The sequence below is a fragment of the Reyranella massiliensis 521 genome, assembly GCF_000312425.1.
Lineage (GTDB): Bacteria > Pseudomonadota > Alphaproteobacteria > Reyranellales > Reyranellaceae > Reyranella > Reyranella massiliensis.
The window spans coordinates 2,749,940-2,766,962 of the sequence record NZ_HE997181.1 but is presented as its reverse complement, the minus strand read 5'-3'; the positions used below and the strand labels follow the sequence as shown (position 1 = coordinate 2,766,962).

22 protein-coding genes are annotated in these 17,023 nt (G+C 66.8%); 15 read left to right on the top strand and 7 right to left on the bottom strand.

What is annotated here, in order from left to right; all coding sequences use genetic code 11:
- Positions 1 to 121 precede the first annotated feature (121 nt).
- From BN60_RS13715 to BN60_RS13680, 8 genes are all read left to right on the top strand, one after another.
- Positions 122 to 1,111 (top strand): NAD-dependent epimerase/dehydratase family protein, encoded by a 990-nt coding sequence (locus tag BN60_RS13715; RefSeq protein WP_020696645.1) that lies wholly within the window; start codon positions 122 to 124, stop codon positions 1,109 to 1,111.
- 180 nt (positions 1,112 to 1,291) lie between these two features.
- Entirely contained in the window at positions 1,292 to 3,061 is a 1,770-nt protein-coding gene (locus BN60_RS13710; RefSeq protein WP_020696644.1) for a M3 family oligoendopeptidase, read from the top strand.
- 128 nt (positions 3,062 to 3,189) lie between these two features.
- Entirely contained in the window at positions 3,190 to 4,539 is a 1,350-nt protein-coding gene (locus BN60_RS13705; RefSeq protein WP_020696643.1) for an ABC1 kinase family protein, read from the top strand.
- Positions 4,536 to 5,450, top strand: coding sequence for an NAD-dependent epimerase/dehydratase family protein (locus BN60_RS13700; protein WP_020696642.1), 915 nt, complete (start codon positions 4,536 to 4,538; stop codon positions 5,448 to 5,450). The genes BN60_RS13705 and BN60_RS13700 overlap by 4 nt, the downstream gene beginning before the upstream one ends.
- Before the next feature lie 159 nt (positions 5,451 to 5,609).
- On the top strand, positions 5,610 to 6,329 hold the full coding sequence (locus BN60_RS13695; protein WP_020696641.1) for a Crp/Fnr family transcriptional regulator: 720 nt from the start codon (positions 5,610 to 5,612) through the stop codon (positions 6,327 to 6,329).
- An 86-nt stretch (positions 6,330 to 6,415) separates the two neighbouring features.
- Positions 6,416 to 6,661 (top strand): hypothetical protein, encoded by a 246-nt coding sequence (locus BN60_RS13690; RefSeq protein WP_020696640.1) that lies wholly within the window; start codon positions 6,416 to 6,418, stop codon positions 6,659 to 6,661.
- Positions 6,662 to 6,783: 122 nt separating this feature from the next.
- Complete coding sequence (locus BN60_RS13685) at positions 6,784 to 7,029, top strand: hypothetical protein (protein WP_020696639.1); 246 nt, start codon at positions 6,784 to 6,786, stop codon at positions 7,027 to 7,029.
- Complete coding sequence (locus BN60_RS13680) at positions 7,029 to 7,790, top strand: TerC family protein (protein WP_020696638.1); 762 nt, start codon at positions 7,029 to 7,031, stop codon at positions 7,788 to 7,790. Before BN60_RS13685 ends, BN60_RS13680 begins: the two co-directional genes overlap by 1 nt.
- 7 nt (positions 7,791 to 7,797) lie before the next feature.
- Here BN60_RS13680 and BN60_RS13675 read toward each other — a convergent pair whose 3' ends face one another.
- Positions 7,798 to 8,454: an HAD family hydrolase gene (locus BN60_RS13675; protein ID WP_020696637.1), complete on the bottom strand. Its 657-nt coding sequence runs from the start codon at positions 8,452 to 8,454 to the stop codon at positions 7,798 to 7,800.
- A gap of 149 nt (positions 8,455 to 8,603) precedes the next feature.
- Here BN60_RS13675 and BN60_RS13670 point away from each other — a divergent pair, with 149 nt between their 5' ends.
- From BN60_RS13670 to BN60_RS13650, 5 genes are all read left to right on the top strand, one after another.
- Positions 8,604 to 9,059, top strand: a complete 456-nt coding sequence (locus tag BN60_RS13670; protein ID WP_148283416.1) for a hypothetical protein — start codon at positions 8,604 to 8,606, stop codon at positions 9,057 to 9,059.
- Between the two features lie 42 nt (positions 9,060 to 9,101).
- Positions 9,102 to 10,256 (top strand): D-alanyl-D-alanine-carboxypeptidase/endopeptidase AmpH, encoded by a 1,155-nt coding sequence (gene ampH, locus BN60_RS13665; protein ID WP_020696635.1) that lies wholly within the window; start codon positions 9,102 to 9,104, stop codon positions 10,254 to 10,256.
- Positions 10,257 to 10,344: 88 nt separating this feature from the next.
- Positions 10,345 to 10,746, top strand: coding sequence for a VOC family protein (locus tag BN60_RS13660; RefSeq protein WP_020696634.1), 402 nt, complete (start codon positions 10,345 to 10,347; stop codon positions 10,744 to 10,746).
- A gap of 66 nt (positions 10,747 to 10,812) precedes the next feature.
- Positions 10,813 to 11,037 (top strand): hypothetical protein, encoded by a 225-nt coding sequence (locus tag BN60_RS13655; RefSeq protein WP_020696633.1) that lies wholly within the window; start codon positions 10,813 to 10,815, stop codon positions 11,035 to 11,037.
- 111 nt (positions 11,038 to 11,148) lie between these two features.
- Positions 11,149 to 11,364 carry a hypothetical protein gene (locus BN60_RS13650; RefSeq protein ID WP_215905907.1) on the top strand — a complete coding sequence of 72 codons (216 nt, stop codon included), beginning with the start codon at positions 11,149 to 11,151 and terminating at the stop codon, positions 11,362 to 11,364.
- 45 nt (positions 11,365 to 11,409) lie between these two features.
- Here the strand turns inward: BN60_RS13650 and BN60_RS13645 are convergent, their stop codons facing one another.
- The 5 genes from BN60_RS13645 to BN60_RS13625 all read right to left on the bottom strand — a co-directional run bounded on the left by BN60_RS13645 (position 11,410) and on the right by BN60_RS13625 (position 13,762).
- Positions 11,410 to 11,721 (bottom strand): hypothetical protein, encoded by a 312-nt coding sequence (locus tag BN60_RS13645; protein WP_020696631.1) that lies wholly within the window; start codon positions 11,719 to 11,721, stop codon positions 11,410 to 11,412.
- A gap of 62 nt (positions 11,722 to 11,783) precedes the next feature.
- Complete coding sequence (locus BN60_RS13640; protein ID WP_020696630.1) at positions 11,784 to 12,440, bottom strand: aquaporin; 657 nt, start codon at positions 12,438 to 12,440, stop codon at positions 11,784 to 11,786.
- Positions 12,440 to 12,955 carry an arsenate reductase ArsC gene (locus BN60_RS13635; protein WP_020696629.1) on the bottom strand — a complete coding sequence of 172 codons (516 nt, stop codon included), beginning with the start codon at positions 12,953 to 12,955 and terminating at the stop codon, positions 12,440 to 12,442. The genes BN60_RS13640 and BN60_RS13635 overlap by 1 nt, the downstream gene beginning before the upstream one ends.
- 7 nt (positions 12,956 to 12,962) lie before the next feature.
- A complete protein-coding gene (locus tag BN60_RS13630; protein WP_020696628.1) occupies positions 12,963 to 13,397 on the bottom strand; it encodes an ArsI/CadI family heavy metal resistance metalloenzyme in 435 nt (144 codons plus the stop codon).
- On the bottom strand, positions 13,394 to 13,762 hold the full coding sequence (locus BN60_RS13625; RefSeq protein WP_020696627.1) for an ArsR/SmtB family transcription factor: 369 nt from the start codon (positions 13,760 to 13,762) through the stop codon (positions 13,394 to 13,396). The genes BN60_RS13630 and BN60_RS13625 overlap by 4 nt, the downstream gene beginning before the upstream one ends.
- Before the next feature lie 29 nt (positions 13,763 to 13,791).
- Here BN60_RS13625 and BN60_RS13620 point away from each other — a divergent pair, with 29 nt between their 5' ends.
- Both BN60_RS13620 and BN60_RS13615 read left to right on the top strand, forming a co-directional pair.
- Entirely contained in the window at positions 13,792 to 15,063 is a 1,272-nt protein-coding gene (locus tag BN60_RS13620; protein ID WP_083856104.1) for an MFS transporter, read from the top strand.
- A gap of 112 nt (positions 15,064 to 15,175) precedes the next feature.
- Complete coding sequence (locus BN60_RS13615) at positions 15,176 to 16,051, top strand: glycosyl hydrolase family 17 protein (RefSeq protein WP_020696625.1); 876 nt, start codon at positions 15,176 to 15,178, stop codon at positions 16,049 to 16,051.
- A 291-nt stretch (positions 16,052 to 16,342) separates the two neighbouring features.
- On the opposite strand, the gene BN60_RS13610 is transcribed toward BN60_RS13615, so the two are convergent.
- Positions 16,343 to 16,981 carry a glutathione S-transferase family protein gene (locus BN60_RS13610; protein WP_020696624.1) on the bottom strand — a complete coding sequence of 213 codons (639 nt, stop codon included), beginning with the start codon at positions 16,979 to 16,981 and terminating at the stop codon, positions 16,343 to 16,345.
- Between the last annotated feature and the right edge of the window lie 42 nt (positions 16,982 to 17,023).

Here is a 17,023-nt window from a genome sequence, read left to right as displayed (position 1 = left end):
CCGCTGTCCGCTGCGGCCTTTCGCGGCGAGGCGTTTCACGGTGTCGACTTGCGGCGAAATGTTGTAAGCGTGCCGCCGCCGCCGCTTTCCTCAACCTCTTTCGCTTACCAACGCCTCACTCATGTCCGTCCTCGTTACAGGTGTCGCGGGCTTCATCGGCTCGCAGGTCGCGCGGCGTCTTCTGGCGCGCGGCGAGGAAGTCGTGGGCATCGACAATTTCAGCCCCTACTACGATCCGGTGCTGAAGTTCGCGCGGCTGAAGCCGCTGCGCGAGACCGAGGGCTTCACCTTTCTGGAAACCGACGTGGCCGACCGCGACGCCCTGGCGGCGCTGGCGACGGCGCATCCCGATTTCGACCGCATCGTGCATCTCGCGGCCCAGCCCGGCGTGCGCCACTCCAAGGTCGATCCCTACGTCTACGTGCAGACCAACGTCATGGGTCATCTCGTGATGCTGGAGCTGGCGCGCGAGATGGGCGGGCGGCTGAAGCACTTCGTCTATGCTTCGTCCTCCTCGGTCTATGGCGGCAATTCCAAGCTGCCGTTCTCGGTCGAGGATCCGGTGGACCATCCCGAATCGCTCTATGCCGCCACCAAGCGCGCCGACGAGCTGATGGTCGAGGCCTACGCACATCAATACGGCCTGCGCGCGACCGGCCTGCGCTACTTCACGGTCTATGGGCCGTGGGGCCGGCCCGACATGTCGCCGTACATCTTTGCCCGCGCGATCCACGAGGGGAAGACGATCCCGCTCTATCACATGGGCAGGATCAAGCGCGACTTCACCTATATCGACGAGATCGCGGCCGGCACGATTGCGGCATTGGACCATGTGCCCGGCGGTGGCGTGCAGGGCGGCGCGCATCGCCTCTACAATCTCGGCGCCACGCGCAGCGTGGACATCCGCTATGTCGTTTCCCTGTTCGAGCAGGCGCTGGGCAAGACCGCCAATATCGAACTCAAGCCCGGCGAGGCCGGCGACATGCGCGAGACGGCGGCCGACATCGCCGCCACCACCCGCGACCTCGGCTGGTCGCCCAGGGTGACGGTGGAAGAGGGCATCCCGCTCTTCGTGGATTGGTTCAAGAGCTACAATCGCCTTCAGGCCTGACCCCTCCGTCCGCTGCGCGGACACCTCCCCATCTGAATGGGGAGGAAGGGGAGCCTTCGCCTCCCCATTCAGATGGGGAGGTGTCGTCGTCATACGACGACGGAGGGGTCATACCGCGCCCGTTCCTTGACGTTGCCGCATTGCACCCCGATATCGGAGGGGATCAAGGAGTCTTGCCGAATGAACGCTGTGCTGGGCGATCTGCCGACCTGGAACCTCGCCGATCTCTATTCGAGCCCGACCGGGACCGATCTCGACGCCGATCTGAATCGGGCGGCCGAAGAGGCGGCGGCCTTCGCCAAGGATTATGAAGGCAAGATTGCGGCGCTCGACGGCAAGGGGCTGGGCGGGGCCATCGCGCGCTACGAGCGTCTGTCCGACCTGATGGGCCGCATCGGCTCCTATGCCTCGCTCTACTATGCCCAGAACATGGCCGATGCCGAGCGCGGCCGCTTCTCGCAGAACGTCTCGGAGAAGCTGACCGACATCGGCGCGCAGCTCGTCTTCTTCCGGCTGGAGATCAACAAGCTCGAAGACGCCGACCTCGCGGCCAAGATGAAGGCGCCGGAACTTGCCAAGTATGCGCCGTGGCTGCGCGACCTGCGCGTCTATCGCCCGCACCAGCTCTCCGACGAACTCGAAAAGGCGTTGCACGAGAAGTACGTCGTCGGCCGCGCCGCCTGGTCGCGCCTGTTCGACGAGACCATCGCGCGGCTGCGCTATCCCTTTCGCAACGAGGTGCTGAGCGAGCCGCAGATCCTCGACAAGCTGTCGAGCAAGGACCCCGAGGTCCGCAAGGATGCCGCCAAGTCGTTCGGCAAGGTGCAGGGCGACAATATCGCGATCTTCTCGCTGGTGACGAACACGCTGGCCAAGGACAAGGAGATCGACGACCGCTGGCGCAAGTATGCGCGGCCGCAGTCGGCGATGAACCTCGCCAACGTCGTCGAGGACGAGGTGGTCGACGCGCTCGCCAAGTCGGTGAAGGCCGCCTACCCGAAGCTCGCGCACCGCTACTACAAGCTCAAGGCCAAGTGGTTCGGCGTCGAGAACATGCCCTATTGGGACCGCAACGCGCCGCTGCCCGAGCATGACGACCGCACGATCCCGTGGCCGGAGGCCGAGAAGATCGTGCTCGACGCCTATCGCGCCTTCTCGCCCGAGCTGGCCGACGTGGGACAGAAATTCTTCGGCACGGGCTGGATCGACGCGCCGGCGCGGCCCGGCAAGTCGCCGGGCGCCTTCGCCCATCCCACGGTGCCGTCGGCGCATCCCTATCTGCTGCTGAACTACCAGGGCAAGGTGCGGGACGTGATGACCCTCGCCCACGAGCTGGGCCATGGCGTGCATCAGGTGCTGGCGGCGGGGCAGGGTCCGCTGATGGCCGACACGCCGCTGACCTTGGCAGAAACGGCGTCGGTGTTCGGCGAGATGCTGACCTTCCAGTCGCTGCTCAAGACCGCGCCAGACAAGGCCACGCGCAAGGCGATGCTGGCCGGCAAGGTCGAGGACATGCTGAACACGGTGGTCCGCCAGATCGCCTTCTACGATTTCGAATCGCGCCTGCACATGGCGCGGCGCGAGGGCGAGCTGACGCCCGATGCGATCGGCGAGATCTGGATGGCGGTGCAGCAGGAGAGCCTGGGACCGGCCTTCACCTTCGACGACGAGTACAAATACTACTGGTCCTATATCGGCCACTTCATCCATTCGCCGTTCTATGTCTACGCCTACGCCTTCGGCGACTGCCTGGTGAACTCGCTCTATGCCGCCTACCAGGCCAAGCCCGAGGGCTTCCAGGCGAAGTATCTCGACATGCTGAAAGCGGGTGGCGTGAAGCGGCACAAGGAGCTGCTGGCCCCCTTCGGCCTCGACGCTTCGGACCCCGCCTTCTGGGACAAGGGGCTGGGCGTCATCTCCGGCTTCGTCGATGAACTCGAGAAGCTGTGATCGTTCCTGTCGTCCTGAGCGTAAGCGAAGGACCTCATTGCCGCCCGCTATCGGTGGGGCAGCCGGCATGAGATCCTTCGCTGCGCTCCAGCGCGGGGTTGCCCCGCGCGCGATGACAAGAGGCCTCCATGGCCGATGAATCCGACTCCCTCGGCGGGCGGCTCGGCCGCTATGCCAAGGTCGGCACGTCGGTGGGCGGGCTGGCGGTCAAGCTGGCGGGACAGCGCTATCTCGGCTTCGGGCTCGACCGCGACAAGCATGCCGGCGAACTGAAGGCAGCCCTTGGCGGCCTCAAGGGCCCGCTGATGAAGGCCGCGCAATTGCTCGCCACCATCCCCGATGCGCTGCCGCCGGAATATGCCCGCGAGCTGTCGCAGTTGCAGGCCAATGCGCCCGCCATGGGCTGGGCCTTCGTGCGCCGGCGCATGGCGAGCGAACTCGGTCCCGACTGGCAGGCGAAGTTTGGCAGCTTCGCCAAGGAGGCGTCGTTCGCCGCCTCGCTCGGCCAGGTGCATCGCGCCACCTTGAAGGACGGCACGCCGGTCGCGGCCAAGCTGCAGTATCCCGACATGGCCTCGGCACTGGAAGCCGACTTGAACCAGCTCAAGCTGGTCTTCGCCGTGGGCCAGCGCTTCGATCCCGCGATCCGCACCGACGAGATCCATGCCGAGATCACCTCGCGGCTGCGCGAGGAGCTGGACTATCGCCGCGAGGCCCGCCACGTCGCGCTCTATCGCCACATGCTGCGCGACGAGCCGCAGGTCCATGTGCCCGAGGTCGTCGCCTCGCATTCGACCGACCGGCTGCTCACGATGGGCTGGCTCGACGGCGAGCCGCTGCTCAACTGGAAGACCCGTTCGCAGGAGGAACGGGATGCGCTGGCCATCGCCATGTTCCGCGCCTGGTATGTGCCGTTCTACTACTACGGCGTCATCCACGGCGATCCGCACCTCGGCAACTATTCGGTGCGGCCCGATGGTTCCGTGAATCTCATGGACTTCGGCTGCGTGCGCATCTTCCCGCCGCGGTTCGTGCGCGGCTCCATCGAGCTCTATCGCGCGCTGATGACCGACGACGAGGCGCGCGCCGTCGCGGCTTACGAGGACTGGGGCTTCACCGGCCTCAGCCGCGAGATGATCCAGGTGTTGAACCGCTGGGCCGCCTTCCTCTACGGGCCGCTGATGGACGACCGGCCGCGCCGCCTCACCGAAGGCATGGCGGAAGGCTACGGCCGCGAGATGGCGCAGAACGTGTTCGGCGAGCTGCGCAAGATGGGCGGCGTGCGGCCGCCGCGCGAGTTCGTGTTCATGGACCGCGCCGCCATCGGCCTCGGTTCGGTGTTCATCCACCTGCGCGCCTCGATCAACTGGCACCAGCTTTTCGAGGGCATGATCGAGGGCTTCGACGTCGACGCGCTGGCCGAACGGCAGGATCTGGCGCTACAGGAAGCGGGCCTCAAGGAAGCGGGACAGCAGTGAACATTCTCGTAACGGGCTCGTCGGGCTGGCTCGGCCAGACCCTGGTGCCCAGGCTCGTGCGCGACGGGCACAAAGTGATCGGGCTCGACCCCGAAGCGGGGCCGACGACATCGGTCGTGGGCTCGGTCGTCGACCGCGCGCTGGTCCATCGCCTCATCCAAAGCGAGGGCATCGAGGCCATCGTCCATGCCGCCGCGCGCCACAAGCCGCATATCGAGACGCACGACAATTCGGAGTTCGTGGCGGTGAACGTGCAGGGCACGCTGAACCTCCTGGAGGAGGCGGTGGCGCCCGGCTCCAAAGTGGACCGCTTCGTCTTCACCTCGACCACCTCGCTGATGATCTCGCAGGAAATCCGCGACGGAAAGGCGGGCGGGGCGAAGGAGGCGGTGTGGATCGACGAGACCATGACACCGCTGAAACCGCGCAACATCTACGGCGTCACCAAGCTCGCGGCCGAGGAGCTGTGCCGGCTGTTCAACCACCTGCACAGGCTGCCGGTGCTGGTGCTGCGCACCTCGCGCTTCTTCCCCGAGGAAGACGACATGGCGCACGCCATCGCCCAGTCCGGCGAGAACACCAAGGCCAACGAATTCCTGTTCCGCCGCCTCTCGGTCGAGGATGCCGCCGAAGCGCATGTCGTGGCGCTGGCCAAGGCGAAGGACATCGGCTTCGACACCTTCATCGTCTCGGCGTTGACCCCGTTCCGCCGCGAGGATTGCCGCGCGCTGATCGCCGACGCGCCGTCGGTCGTCGCGCGCTACTTCCCCGACTATCGCCAGCGCTACGATGCGCGCGGCTGGACGATGTTCGACACCGTGGACCGCGTCTACGATTCGTCGAAGGCGGCAAGGGTGCTGGGCTTCACCTGCCGCACCAACTTCAGGCAAGTGCTCGACGGGCTTTCCTGAGGCCCATCCTTCGGCTTCGCTCAGGACAGGTCCTTCGAGACGCACCGCTACGCGACGCGCCCCTGGACGAGGGCTGTGCACTTGCGCCTCATCCTGAGGCGCCGCCAAGCGCCGTCTCGAAGGATGGGCCGCCGGCACGATGCTATAGTCCGCGCCACCATGACCCCCATCCGCAACCACCCCTTCGTCGCGCGGCTCGATCGCTCGATCCGGCTCGGCGACGAAGACCTGACGGCGCTCGGACAGCTGCTCAGTCGCCGCGCCGTCGCCAAGAAGGCGAAAGACATCATCGTCGAGGGCTACGAGTACAAGGCGCTGCATATCGTCGAGGAAGGCATCGCCATCCGCTACAAGCTGCTGGGCAGCGGCAAGCGGCAGATCGTGAACGTGGTGCTGCCGGGCGACATCATCGGCTTTCCCGCCTGCTTCTACGAGCACGCCGTCTTCTCCGTCGCGGCGGTGGACCGCATGACATTGAGCCACGTGCCGCTCGATGCCTTCACCGCGCTCTGCCTGCAGCGTGCGAACATCGCGACGGCGCTGGTCTGGTTCGCTGCGCGCGAAGCGTCGATCTATGCCGAACACATCATCGGCGCCGGCCGGCGCGAACCTTTGCCGCGGCTGGCGCATTTCCTGCTCGAACTGCTGACGCGCCTGCAGGCCGTCGGCCTGGCGACCGAAACGACGTTCGAAATGCCCTTGTCTCAGGAGGGGATTGGCGACGTGGTCGCTCTCAGCGGCCCGCACGTCAATCGCATGATGGCGGAGTTGAAGGCCGGCGGCCTGATCGCCGTCGACGGCCACGAGATCACCATCCTCGACCGGGCGGGCCTGCAGAAGCTCGGCGAATTCAGGCCGACCTATCTTGCGTCGTCATGACCACTCCGTATCCGCATTTTGAGCTGGCGCAATGCGTGACGGGCCGGGGATGCTACCGATCGGCATCGAAACCGAGAGGAGTTGCCATGACAGACAAACCGCCCAAGCCGAATCGCGTCGGGGCGTGGGCCGTGATCGTGGCTCTGTTGGTGATCCTCGTGTTCTCGCTGGCGATGCTCTATGTCGGCTGGGGAATGGGCGGCGATCATCCCGACAACGCGGTAACGGCATCGGGCTATACCGCCATGACCATGGGCATCATCGCCACCGTGGTGCTGGGCGTCGGCCTGATGGCCCTGCTTTTCTACAGTCATCGCAGCGGACGCGACTGACGGAACACGGCCTGCTCGTCATGCAGGCGCCGTCATAACGCCGCACGCGACTTTGCGCGCACGCAAAGCAGGCGTTCCTGGCGGTGCTACCGATGGGTTGTCGATGCCCAGAGGAGGCCGCCATGGCAGAGCAGTCCTACAAGTCGAGCCGCGCCGGGATGTGGATCGTGATTTCGGTCCTGCTGGTGATCCTCGTGTTCTCGGTGGCCTTCCTCTACGTCGGCTGGGGCATGGGCGGCGACCATCCGGGGAATTCGATGACGTCCGCCGGCTATACCGCCATGACCATCGGCATCGTCGCCACCGTGGCGCTGGGTGTCGGCCTGATGGCGCTGATCTTCCACAGCAGCCGCAGCGGACACGACTGATGGAGCACGACCTGTTCACCATGCAGTCGCTGTCGTCGCTGGCGGCGATCGTGCTCATGGACCTCGTGCTGGCGGGCGACAATGCGCTGATCATCGGGCTCGTGGCGCGCGGCCTGCCGAAGGACACGCAGCGCAAGGCAATTGTCTTCGGCACCTTGGGCGCCATCGTGGTGCGCGCCGTCATGGCGGTGCTGGTCGTCTATATCCTGGGCGTGCCGGGCTTCATGCTCGTGGGCGGCCTCGCGCTGGTCTGGATCGCGCGCAAGCTCGTGAAGCCCGCGCCGACCACGCCTTCGAGTCCTGCCGTCAAGGTGTCGGCGACGACCTTCGCCGGCGCACTGCGCACCATCATCCTGGCCGACGCCGTGATGGGCGTCGACAATGCGCTGGCCATCGCCGGCGTGGCCGACGGCCATGCGCTGCTGGTCGTGCTGGGGCTGGCAATCAGCGTACCCATCGTGGTGTGGGGCAGCCAGCTCGTGATCTGGCTGGTCGACCGCTTCCCGTCGGTCGTTCTGCTGGGCGCGGCCGTGCTGGGCTGGACCGCCTATTCGATGATCCTGCGCGAGCCGCTGCTCGCCGACTGGTTTGCGCACCACCGCGAAGCCGGCTTCGCCGTCGCGGTCGTTATCCTGCTGCTCTGCGTCAGCCCGCGTTTCGGTTGGGGGGCGTCCAGGGCCGCTCGAAGGGTGGACACGGGCAGGGGCAACGAACCAGTGCCCGTCGTCCATCCTTCGAGACGTGCTCCGACCCCGCGCTAGAGGCGCCTCACGGAAGCAGGCCGCGGACCACGTGCAGATCGTTCGCGATCAGGGTGCAGAGGCCCCTGATCTCGTCGGTGGGGTCGAGCAGGTCGGGCACCATGATCGTCATCATGCCGGCCGCCGAGGCGGAGCGGACGCCGTTGTAGGAATCCTCCAGCGCCAGGCAGAGGCCGGGCTCGGCGCCCATCCGCTTTGCGGCCATGAGATAGGGATCGGGCGCAGGCTTGCCGGCGGCATAGTCGCCGCTCGCCACGACATGGTGGAAGCGCCCCGCGAGATTGTGGAAGGCGAGATGGTGTTGCGCCGTCTTGTACGAGGAGGAAGTCGCGATGGCGCGCGGCAGCTCGTGGGCGTCGAGGCAGTCGAGCAGCTCGACGACACCCGGCTTCAGCGGCAGGCGCGTCTCGACGATAGTGGCGAAGTGCCCGCGCCAGGAGTGCGCGAAGCCGTCGACGTCGAACGACGGACCGAAATGGTCGAGAAGCAACCGCGCGCTCGCGGCCCAGGGCAGGCCGATCAGGCTTCGGAAGACCTCGGGCGTCAGTTCGCAGGTGAAGTCGCGCGCCGCCAGCGCGCCCGCTTCCTGGTAGAGCGTCTCGGTATCGAACAGCAGACCGTCCATGTCGAAGACGACGGCGACGGGACGGCGGGGCAGACTCATGATCGGATGGGATCCTCGGACAACGGGTAGCGTGTCCGCTTCCGTGCGTCGAGGCTTGCTGTGCTCCCTTCCGGCTTGCCATGATGGCGGCGAAGGCTCCCCGGCCCGACGAGGCGGGGGCGTGTGTCCAGGCGGGGGAAGGATCGTATATGCGTCGTGTTTCAGCGGGCGTTTCAGTGCTGGTCGGATTTCTCCTGCTCCTCGCCGCCTGTGCCCCGCCGGGCGTGCCCGTGGCCGATCCGAACTACGACGCGCAGGGCAAGCGGTTCGAGGCGCCCTCGCAGGGCATGGCCGCGCTCTACATCGCCAATGTCGACCGGCCGAACAGCGGCGCGCCGCCGCTTACCGTCAGCATCGGCCCGCGCCAGCTCGGCACGCTGGCCAACAGCACCTGGTACCGCGTCGAGCTGGCGCCCGGCACCTACGACGTGCGCGCCACCGACAACAACAGCGCCGGCCGGCACTATGTCAGCCTGTGGCCGGGCGAGATGCGGTTCCTGATCGCCTATGTGCGGGCGGGGGGCGCCGTCGACGTCGGTCAGGTCTCGAAGGAAGAGGGACAGCAATATGTCCTGGGCGGGCAGCGCGCCCGCGCGAGCGAGTGAGCGAACGACTGAAGCAATTGAGCGGGCGAGGGGGAACTGCGGATGACATCATCGTATTCCCGGCGGGGAGCGCTGCTCGCGCTCTCGGCCGCAGCGGCGCTGCTTGCCGCGACACCTTCGCGTGCGTCCGACAAGCTTCTCGAGGAGACGGTGGGCTTCACCGGACAGGTGCTCTTCCTCGACAGCAAGGTGCCGGCGCTGGTGATCGGCGCGATACGCGACGGCCAGACCGCGGTGTTCGGCTTCGGCGAGACTTCGAAGGGCTCCGGCAAGGCACCCGACGGCAACACGATGATGCGCATCGGCTCGATCACCAAGGCCTTCACCGGCCAGGTGTTCGCCGCACAGGTGGCGCGCGGCAATGTCCGCTTCACCGACCGCCTGCAGGACCGCATCGGCTGGAGCGTCAAGGTGCCGGAGAAGGACGGCAAGCAGATCCGCCTGATCGACCTGGCTACCCACAGTTCCGGCCTGCCGCGCGAGGTCGAGCGCAAGGAAGGGTCTGCCGCCGATCCGTTCAGTACGCTGACGCGCGAGGCCTATATCCTCGGCCTGCAGTCCGACCCGCTGGTGTTCGCGCCGGCGACCGGCTTCCTCTATTCCAACTTCGCCTTCGACATGCTGGCCGCCGCGCTGGCCAACGCGGCGAACAAGCCGTACGACGCGCTGCTCAAGGAAACCGTGCTCGATCCGGCCGGCCTCAAGGACACGCTGTTCACCCTGCGTCCCGGCGATGCGGCCCGCCTGATGCAGGGCCACAATTTCGACGGCTCGCCGCTGCCCGATGTCCGTGCGACCGATGTCATGGTCGGCGCCAGCAGCCTCTACTCGACGCCCAACGACATCCTGCGCTGGCTCGCCTGGCATCTCGACCGCTTCTCGCCCGACGGCGCGGAGGTCCGGTTGATCGACCATGCCGCCTACGTGCCGCGCGACGGCATGAAGCCCGCCGCGGGCCTCGACGAATCGGGCCATGCCAGCGCGATGGGCCTGGGCTGGATCGTGATGGCGCCCAAGGGCGACCAGCCGCTGATCCTGCAGAAGGCGGGCGGGCTGCAGGGCATCTTCACCTACACCGCCTTCGCACCGACGCGCGGCGTGGGCGTGTTCGTGGCCATCAGCCAGTTCAACTTCGCCGCCGCCATGGGCATGGCCAAGGTCGCTAACGACCTGATCGGCACCCTGGCGCCGCGCTGACGGCAGCGCACGGCTTCCTCCCGGCAACGCGCCCGGGCCGTCGCACGTTACCCGTCCGGCGGTGCCGACGATTGCAGGGGAGGGCGGCTTGAAGGGCTCGTTCCATCATCTCGACGTGACGGTGCGCGATCTCGGCGCGTCGCAGGCTTTCTACACGCCGCTGCTCCAGTTCCTCGGCTACCGCTGCGTGAAGGCCGACGACACCGTGATCGTCTGGCATCTCGAACCGGCAGGCCGCTACGTCTGCGCGCTGGCGCTGAGGCCCGCCCGTTCCGAGCGGCCGCACGACCGCTATTCGGCGGGCCTGCATCATGTCGCCTGGACGGCCGACAGCCGCGCATCGGTCGACGCGTTCCATGCGCTCATGAAATCGGCCGGCGCGACGATCCTCGATCCGCCCGCCGATTATCCGCAATACGGCCCGACCTATTATTCGGTGTTTGTCGCGGACCCCGACGGCATGAAGCTCGAATATGCCTACACGGGCTAATTTGCCCTCGTCGGGAACCTTATGTCCCCTCGCGCTTTGCCTTACGGGTGCAAGAAGGAGAAGCGCATGGCTTTCCGGAATGCAGGGACGTGGGGGATCGTCACCGTCCTCCTCGTGCTTCTGGCGCTCGCCGTCGCCTTCAGCGTGATCGGCTGGCAGACCGCCGGTGTCGGGCCTGCCCAGGTGAGCAATTCCGGGTTCATCGCCATGGCGCTGGGCGTCATCGCGACCCTGGCGCTGGGCATCGGCCTCATGGCGCTGATGTTTCACGGCAATCGCCGCGGTCACTGACGCCGGAGCGGGCGCCCGGACCGTCCGCCTGGGCCGGTCAATCTTCATGGTTGCGAAGCAGTCGCATTTGCCGCATTGAAGGCTGCAGTATATGTGCGATATAGAGCCGAGATGTCGGCAGTACCTACACTTGTCATGGTTGGGATTCCGCTGATCCTGATCGGCGGCATCTTCTGGATGTGGATGAGGGTACTGCATCGCGAGCTCGGCCCGTCGCTGGTTGCAACCGTACTTTCCGTGGGCGCGATCGTCGCGACGATGGGGTTCACCATGACGATGCTGGAACCGCCGCCGCCGGAAGCCCCGATGTCCTGGGACGACGAGTAGGAGCGGCACGGGCAGAAGCGGTACGGGCGTGCCGGCGGCTGCGTGTCAGCGCGACGGCTCCGTCTTGATCCGGCCGCCCTTGTCGACGACGACATTGACGGGCGTGTCGCCCTTCCTGGCGCGGCCCCGCCACACCCCCCAGCTGTCGCGTTCGAGCACGGCAACGTCGCTATAGCCCGCGCGCTCGATCCGGGACCGGACGAGATCTGCTTCCTCCGCCTGCGTTTCGGGGGGAATGGGATTGACCGCAAGGTTCTGGTGGCCCGGGGCCGGGGGCGCGGTCTGCGCGAGGCCGTCGGCCACCGACACCGTCGCGATGACAACGAACGCAACCGCGAGCTTCGCCGCGAGAGTCATGGAGCGTCTCCTCTCGAGGTGAAACGCCCGCTGCGTCGGCCGGGTTGCGGCTGCGGATTTCCCTATGCCGTGGGCTTCTCGTCGAGCATTGGCGCGAGCAGCAACGCCAGCAGCCCGCCGATCGTCTGGGCCAGGATGAACGCCGGCGCATCGCCGGGCGCGATGCCGGCGAAGGTGTTGGAGAGCGCGCGCGCCACCGTGACGGCCGGGTTGGCGAACGAAGTCGAGGCGGTGAACCAGTAGGCGCCGACGATGTAGACCGCGACGGCGGCGGGCAGCGCCGCCAGCTTGCGGCGCACGCCGATCAGGATGAGCAGCACAAGTCCGAAGGTCGCCGTCGCTTCGGCCGTCCATTGGCCGATGCCGGTGCGCACCTTGGTCGAGGCCTGCAGGATCGGCAGGTCGAACATGAGGTGCGCCAGCCAGACGCCCAGCACGGCGCCGACGAATTGCACCGCGAGGAAGGGTATGGCGCGCGACGGTGCGCTGTCGCCGCGACGGGTGAGGGCAAGCGTCACGACGGGATTGAAGTGTGCGCCCGAGACCGGCCCGAACATCACGATCAGCGCGTAGAGGACGCCGCCGGTCGCGATGGCGTTGGCGAGGAGGGCGAGCGCGGTGTTCCCGCCCGACAGGCGCTCCGCCATGATGCCCGACCCCACGACGCCGGCGAGCAGCAGCGCCGAGCCGACGGCTTCGGCGACGAGAGCGGCGCGCATCAGGCGGCGGCGGAGGACGGCGTTTGCTGGCCGATGGCGTTCAGCCGGTTCTGCAACGTCATCCGGTCGAGACTGCCGAGCGGCAGGCTGAGGAACAGCCGGATGCGATTCTCCAGCGCGGCATAGGCGTTGCGGAACGCTGCACGCTTCTCGATCTCGCTGCCGTCGACGGCGGCGGGATCGGGGATGCCCCAATGCGCCGTCATCGGCTGGCCGGGCCATATCGGACAGGCCTCGCCCGCGGCGCTGTCGCAGACGGTGAAGATGAAATCCATCTTCGGCGCGCCGGCGACGGCATAGAGATCCCAGCTCTTGGAGAAGAGATCCTCGGTCGGCAGCCCGAGGCCCTTCAGCAGGTCGAGCGTGTAGGGATGGACCTGGCCCTTGGGCTGGCTGCCGGCGCTGAAGCCCTTGAAGCGACCGCCACCCAAGTTATTGACGATGGCCTCGCCCAGCACGCTCCGCGCCGAGTTGCCGGTGCAGAGGAAGAGGATGTTGTAAGTCCGGTCGGTCATCGCCGTCTCAACCGCAGCAGGCGCGCGCGGGCTTGTCGGCGGTGCGGCCGGGAAGGGGCGCGCTCTCGCCGTAGACCGTGCTCTCGCCGGTGGTCAGGAAGGTTTCCCACGAGATGCCCTGCGGGTCGGAGATCCAGCTCTTCTCCGACTTGGCATAGCAGCAGGTCGTCTTGCCTTCCTCCAGCACCGGCCCCTCGGCCTGCTTGAGCCGGCCGTAGACCTCCTGCAGTTCTGCACCGTCCTCGACCTGGATGCCGAGATGGTCGACGCCCGGCGCGCTGCCGCTGTGCGTGGAGATGGCGAAGTTCACCCTCGGATCGTCGAGCATCCACTTCGCATAGTCCGGCTTGACCACGGTGGGCTCGGCCGCGAACAGCGCGGCGTAGAAGCGGATCGACTTGTCGAGATCGGCGACGGCCATGTGAACATGAAGGCGCTTCATTGGCGGGTTGCTCCTCTGTTGCGTTTGCGGACGATGGAGGCACGTTGGGGCTCGCAGACCGGCATGCCGCAGCCCGCGGCTTCGCCGGTGCAGCAGTTCTCGGTGAGGAAGCCCATCAACTCGTTCATGCCGTCGAAGTCGGCGGCGTAGATCAGCGAGCGGCCGTCGCGGCGCATCTCGACGAGGCCGGCGTGCCGCAGCTGCGAGAGATGAAAGGAAAGGGTCGGCGCCGGGATCTTCAGGCGCTCGGCGATCTGGCCGGCCGGCAGGCCGTCGCGGCCTGCCTCGACGAGCAGGCGGAAAACTTCGAGACGGCTCCGCTGTGCGAGGGCTCCCAGGGCAGCGACGGCGTTTTCGATTTCCATGATTCGATAAATATGGAACTATCAAACGGATGTCAATGTCCGCCCCGCCGCCCTCGAGCACGTCGTCCTTCGGCCTCCGCCTCGTCCTTGTCGTCTGCGCCGCGCAGGTCCTGGTGCAGCTCGGCGCCGGTTTCTGGCCGGCGCTGCTGCCGCAGATGATGCAGCTCTGGCAGCTCTCCAACAGCGAGGCGGGCTGGATCACCGCCATCTTCTTCGGCACCTACATGGTCTCCGTGCCGGTGCTGGTGACGCTCACCGACAAGGTGGATGCCAAGCGCGTCTATCTCTTCGGCGTGGGCTGTACCGTGGCGGGGCATCTGCTGTTCGGCCTGTTCGCCGACGGATTCTGGTCGGCCTTCGCGACGCGCGCACTGGCCGGCGTCGGATGGGCCGGCACCTACATGACGGGGCTGAAGCTGCTCGCCGATCAGGTCGACTCCCGCATGATGTCGCGCGCCGTCACCGGCCATGCCGCGAGCATCGGCATTTCGGGCGCGGTCTCCTACCTGCTGGGCGACGTGCTGGCGGGTCAGTTCGGCTGGCGCTCGGCGTTCGTCATCTCCGCCGGCACCGCCCTGGCGGCCTGGCTGTCGGTCGCGCTGGTCGTGCCGTCGCGCACGCCGTCGCCACGCCCCAAGAGCCAGGGCGGGCTGTTCGACTTCCGGCCGGTGATCCGCAACCATAACGCCTTCGCCTATTCCGTCGTCTACTGCGTGCACACGCTGGAGATGAGCGCGCTGCGCGGCTGGGGCGTCGCCTTCCTGGCCTTCGTCGCGAGCTACACGGGCGTGGCGGGGGAGACGCTGTCGCCGCCGCTGGTCGTGACGCTGCTGGCCTTGCTGGGAACGCTCACCAGCATCGTCGGCAACGAAGCCTCGATCCGGTTCGGACGGCGGCGTCTGGTGATCGCGGCCCTCGTGCTGTCGATCGTCTTCGCCTGCGGCGTGGGCTTCCTCGGGTCGATGCACTACTGGCTCGCCGTCGTGCTGCTGATCGCCTACGGCATGATCGTGTGGCTCGACTCCTCGTCGTTGACGGCGGGCGCGGCCGGCAATGCCGAGCCCGCGCGCCGCGGCGCCACGCTCGCGGTGCATTCGACCCTGGGCTATGCCGGCGGCTTCGTCGGACCGCTGATCGTCGGATGGACGCTCGATCTCGCAGGCGGTGCGTCGCCGATGGCCTGGGGAATCGCCTTCATGGTGGTCGCGGCGTTCCTCGTCGCGGGGCTGTTCGCCTTCGTCGCGCTGCGGCCCAGGGAACTGGAAGGGGACAGGCCGGCGGTTCGCCGAACCGGCGCATAGCCGCGTCATGTGACCCCGAAACGTCGCCACCTATGCGGCTATGAAGATTGACCGGACGATGCAGCCTTTCCTAGTGTTTCCACTGGTGGAAACAACCGGGTGGGGACGTTCCATGGCCTATTTTGGCGTCTGCTATTCTCCGAGGCGCGTCACGAATCCGACGGCCGATACCGTCGATCAGGACATGCGGATCATCGCGAGCCTCGGCTTCAGGAATGTCCGCACCTACGGCGTCAATCCCCCCGACCAGTGGAACATGTTGAAGGCGCGCAAGTACGGCCTGAACGTCGGCTTGGGCGTGTGGGCGTACGGCAACCAGCTCGACCAGACGAAAGCCAGGATCGATGTGGCGCTGGCCCAGGCCAACGAAGCGCAACGCACCTACGGCCCGTCGCAGCTCGCCTTCGATCTGGTCGTGGGCAACGAGGTGAATCGCCAGGAGGCGGGGCCCTGCACGCCCGACCATATCTTCCATGCCATGGACTATGCGCAGGGCCTGCGGTCCTTCCATCCCAATCTCAACTATCGCGTGACGACCTGCTTCAGCGGCACTGTCCTGGTCGATCCGGGCGGTACGCAGTGGCAGAAAATCGTCACCAAGTGCGACGCGGCCGTGTACCTCACGGTCTATCCGTGGTGGTCCTTCGCGGCGGGACAGCATCCCGATCCCGGTAACATCGACCCCAACATGCAATGGTCCTGGAACAACGGGCTGAGCCAGGTCGTGAACCTCGGCAGGCAGGTGGTGATTGCGGAGATCGGCTGGCCGAGCGCCGGCAAGCCCGAGTGGAACACCACGGTCGCCTCGGAGCGCCTGAACTACAACGTCACGAAGAAATGGGTTTTGGGCGGCAACTCCCTGGGCCGGGCCTTCGACACCTACTGGTTCGAGATGTTCGACGAACCGTGGAAGACCAACGAAGGCCCGTTCGGACCGTACTTCGGGCTGTACGACAAGGACGCCAATCCCAAGTGGTCGCCCCTCTAGGGGCGCCCTCGCGGGGAACGAAGCGGCATCGACTTGTCCCCAATCTCCACAGAACCATCCCCGGGCATTGGCAGACCTACGGGGGTTCGCCGACCCATTCCTGGCGGGTCGGAATTGTCCGGCATACCGGCCAACACAAAGTGATCACAAAGGTACCTCAGGCCAATCACAAAGGGCTCCTACAGAATGGTCCTGGCCGTTTGGGGCGGCCGGACGGTAGTGTAGGAGAGGCCCGTCAGGGTGGACGGGCCCTCTCTCTTCCCGATCTCCGATTCACATCAGTCGTTCGGATCAGTCGGCCGCCGCGAAGTGTGCCATCTGGTCCGCATGTGCCTTTGCGAAGGCCGGGCGGGACGTGGCGCGCGCGGCATAGGCGCGGGCGGCGGGATAGTCGGCCAGCCCGCCAAAGCGGTCGACCAGCCGCAGCACGTCGGCCATCGCGATGTCGGCGACGGAGAACGAGCCGGCCAGCCATTCGCGCCTGGCCAGCACCGGCTCCATGCGCGTCAGCCGCGCCGTGAGGAAGCCGTCGAGGAACTTCCAGGCCGGCGTGTCGTCGGTGTGGTTCATGAAGGCGAGCAGCCCCCAGGGCAGCGCCGCCATCTCGACCGAGTTCAGCGCCGCGAACAGCCATTCCTTCGCCTCGTTGCGGCCTTGCTGGTCGGCCGGCAGCAGGGCGTCGCTCCGTTCGCCGAGGTGCAGCAGGATCGCGCCGCTCTCGAAGATCGAAAGATCGCCGTCGACCAGCCACGGCACCTGCCCGAACGGCTGATGTGCGAAGTGCTCGGCACCCCGGTCGCGAAACGGCACGCTCTCGACGCGATAGGGCAGCGCTGCCTCTTCCAGCGCCCAGCGCACGCGGATGTCGCGCACGAAGCCGCGCGGCATTTCGGGAACCCAGTCGAAGGTGGTGAGGACGAGATCGGGCATTGGGCACCTTCCTCCATCGACGGCGGACCGGCGCCGGCGAGA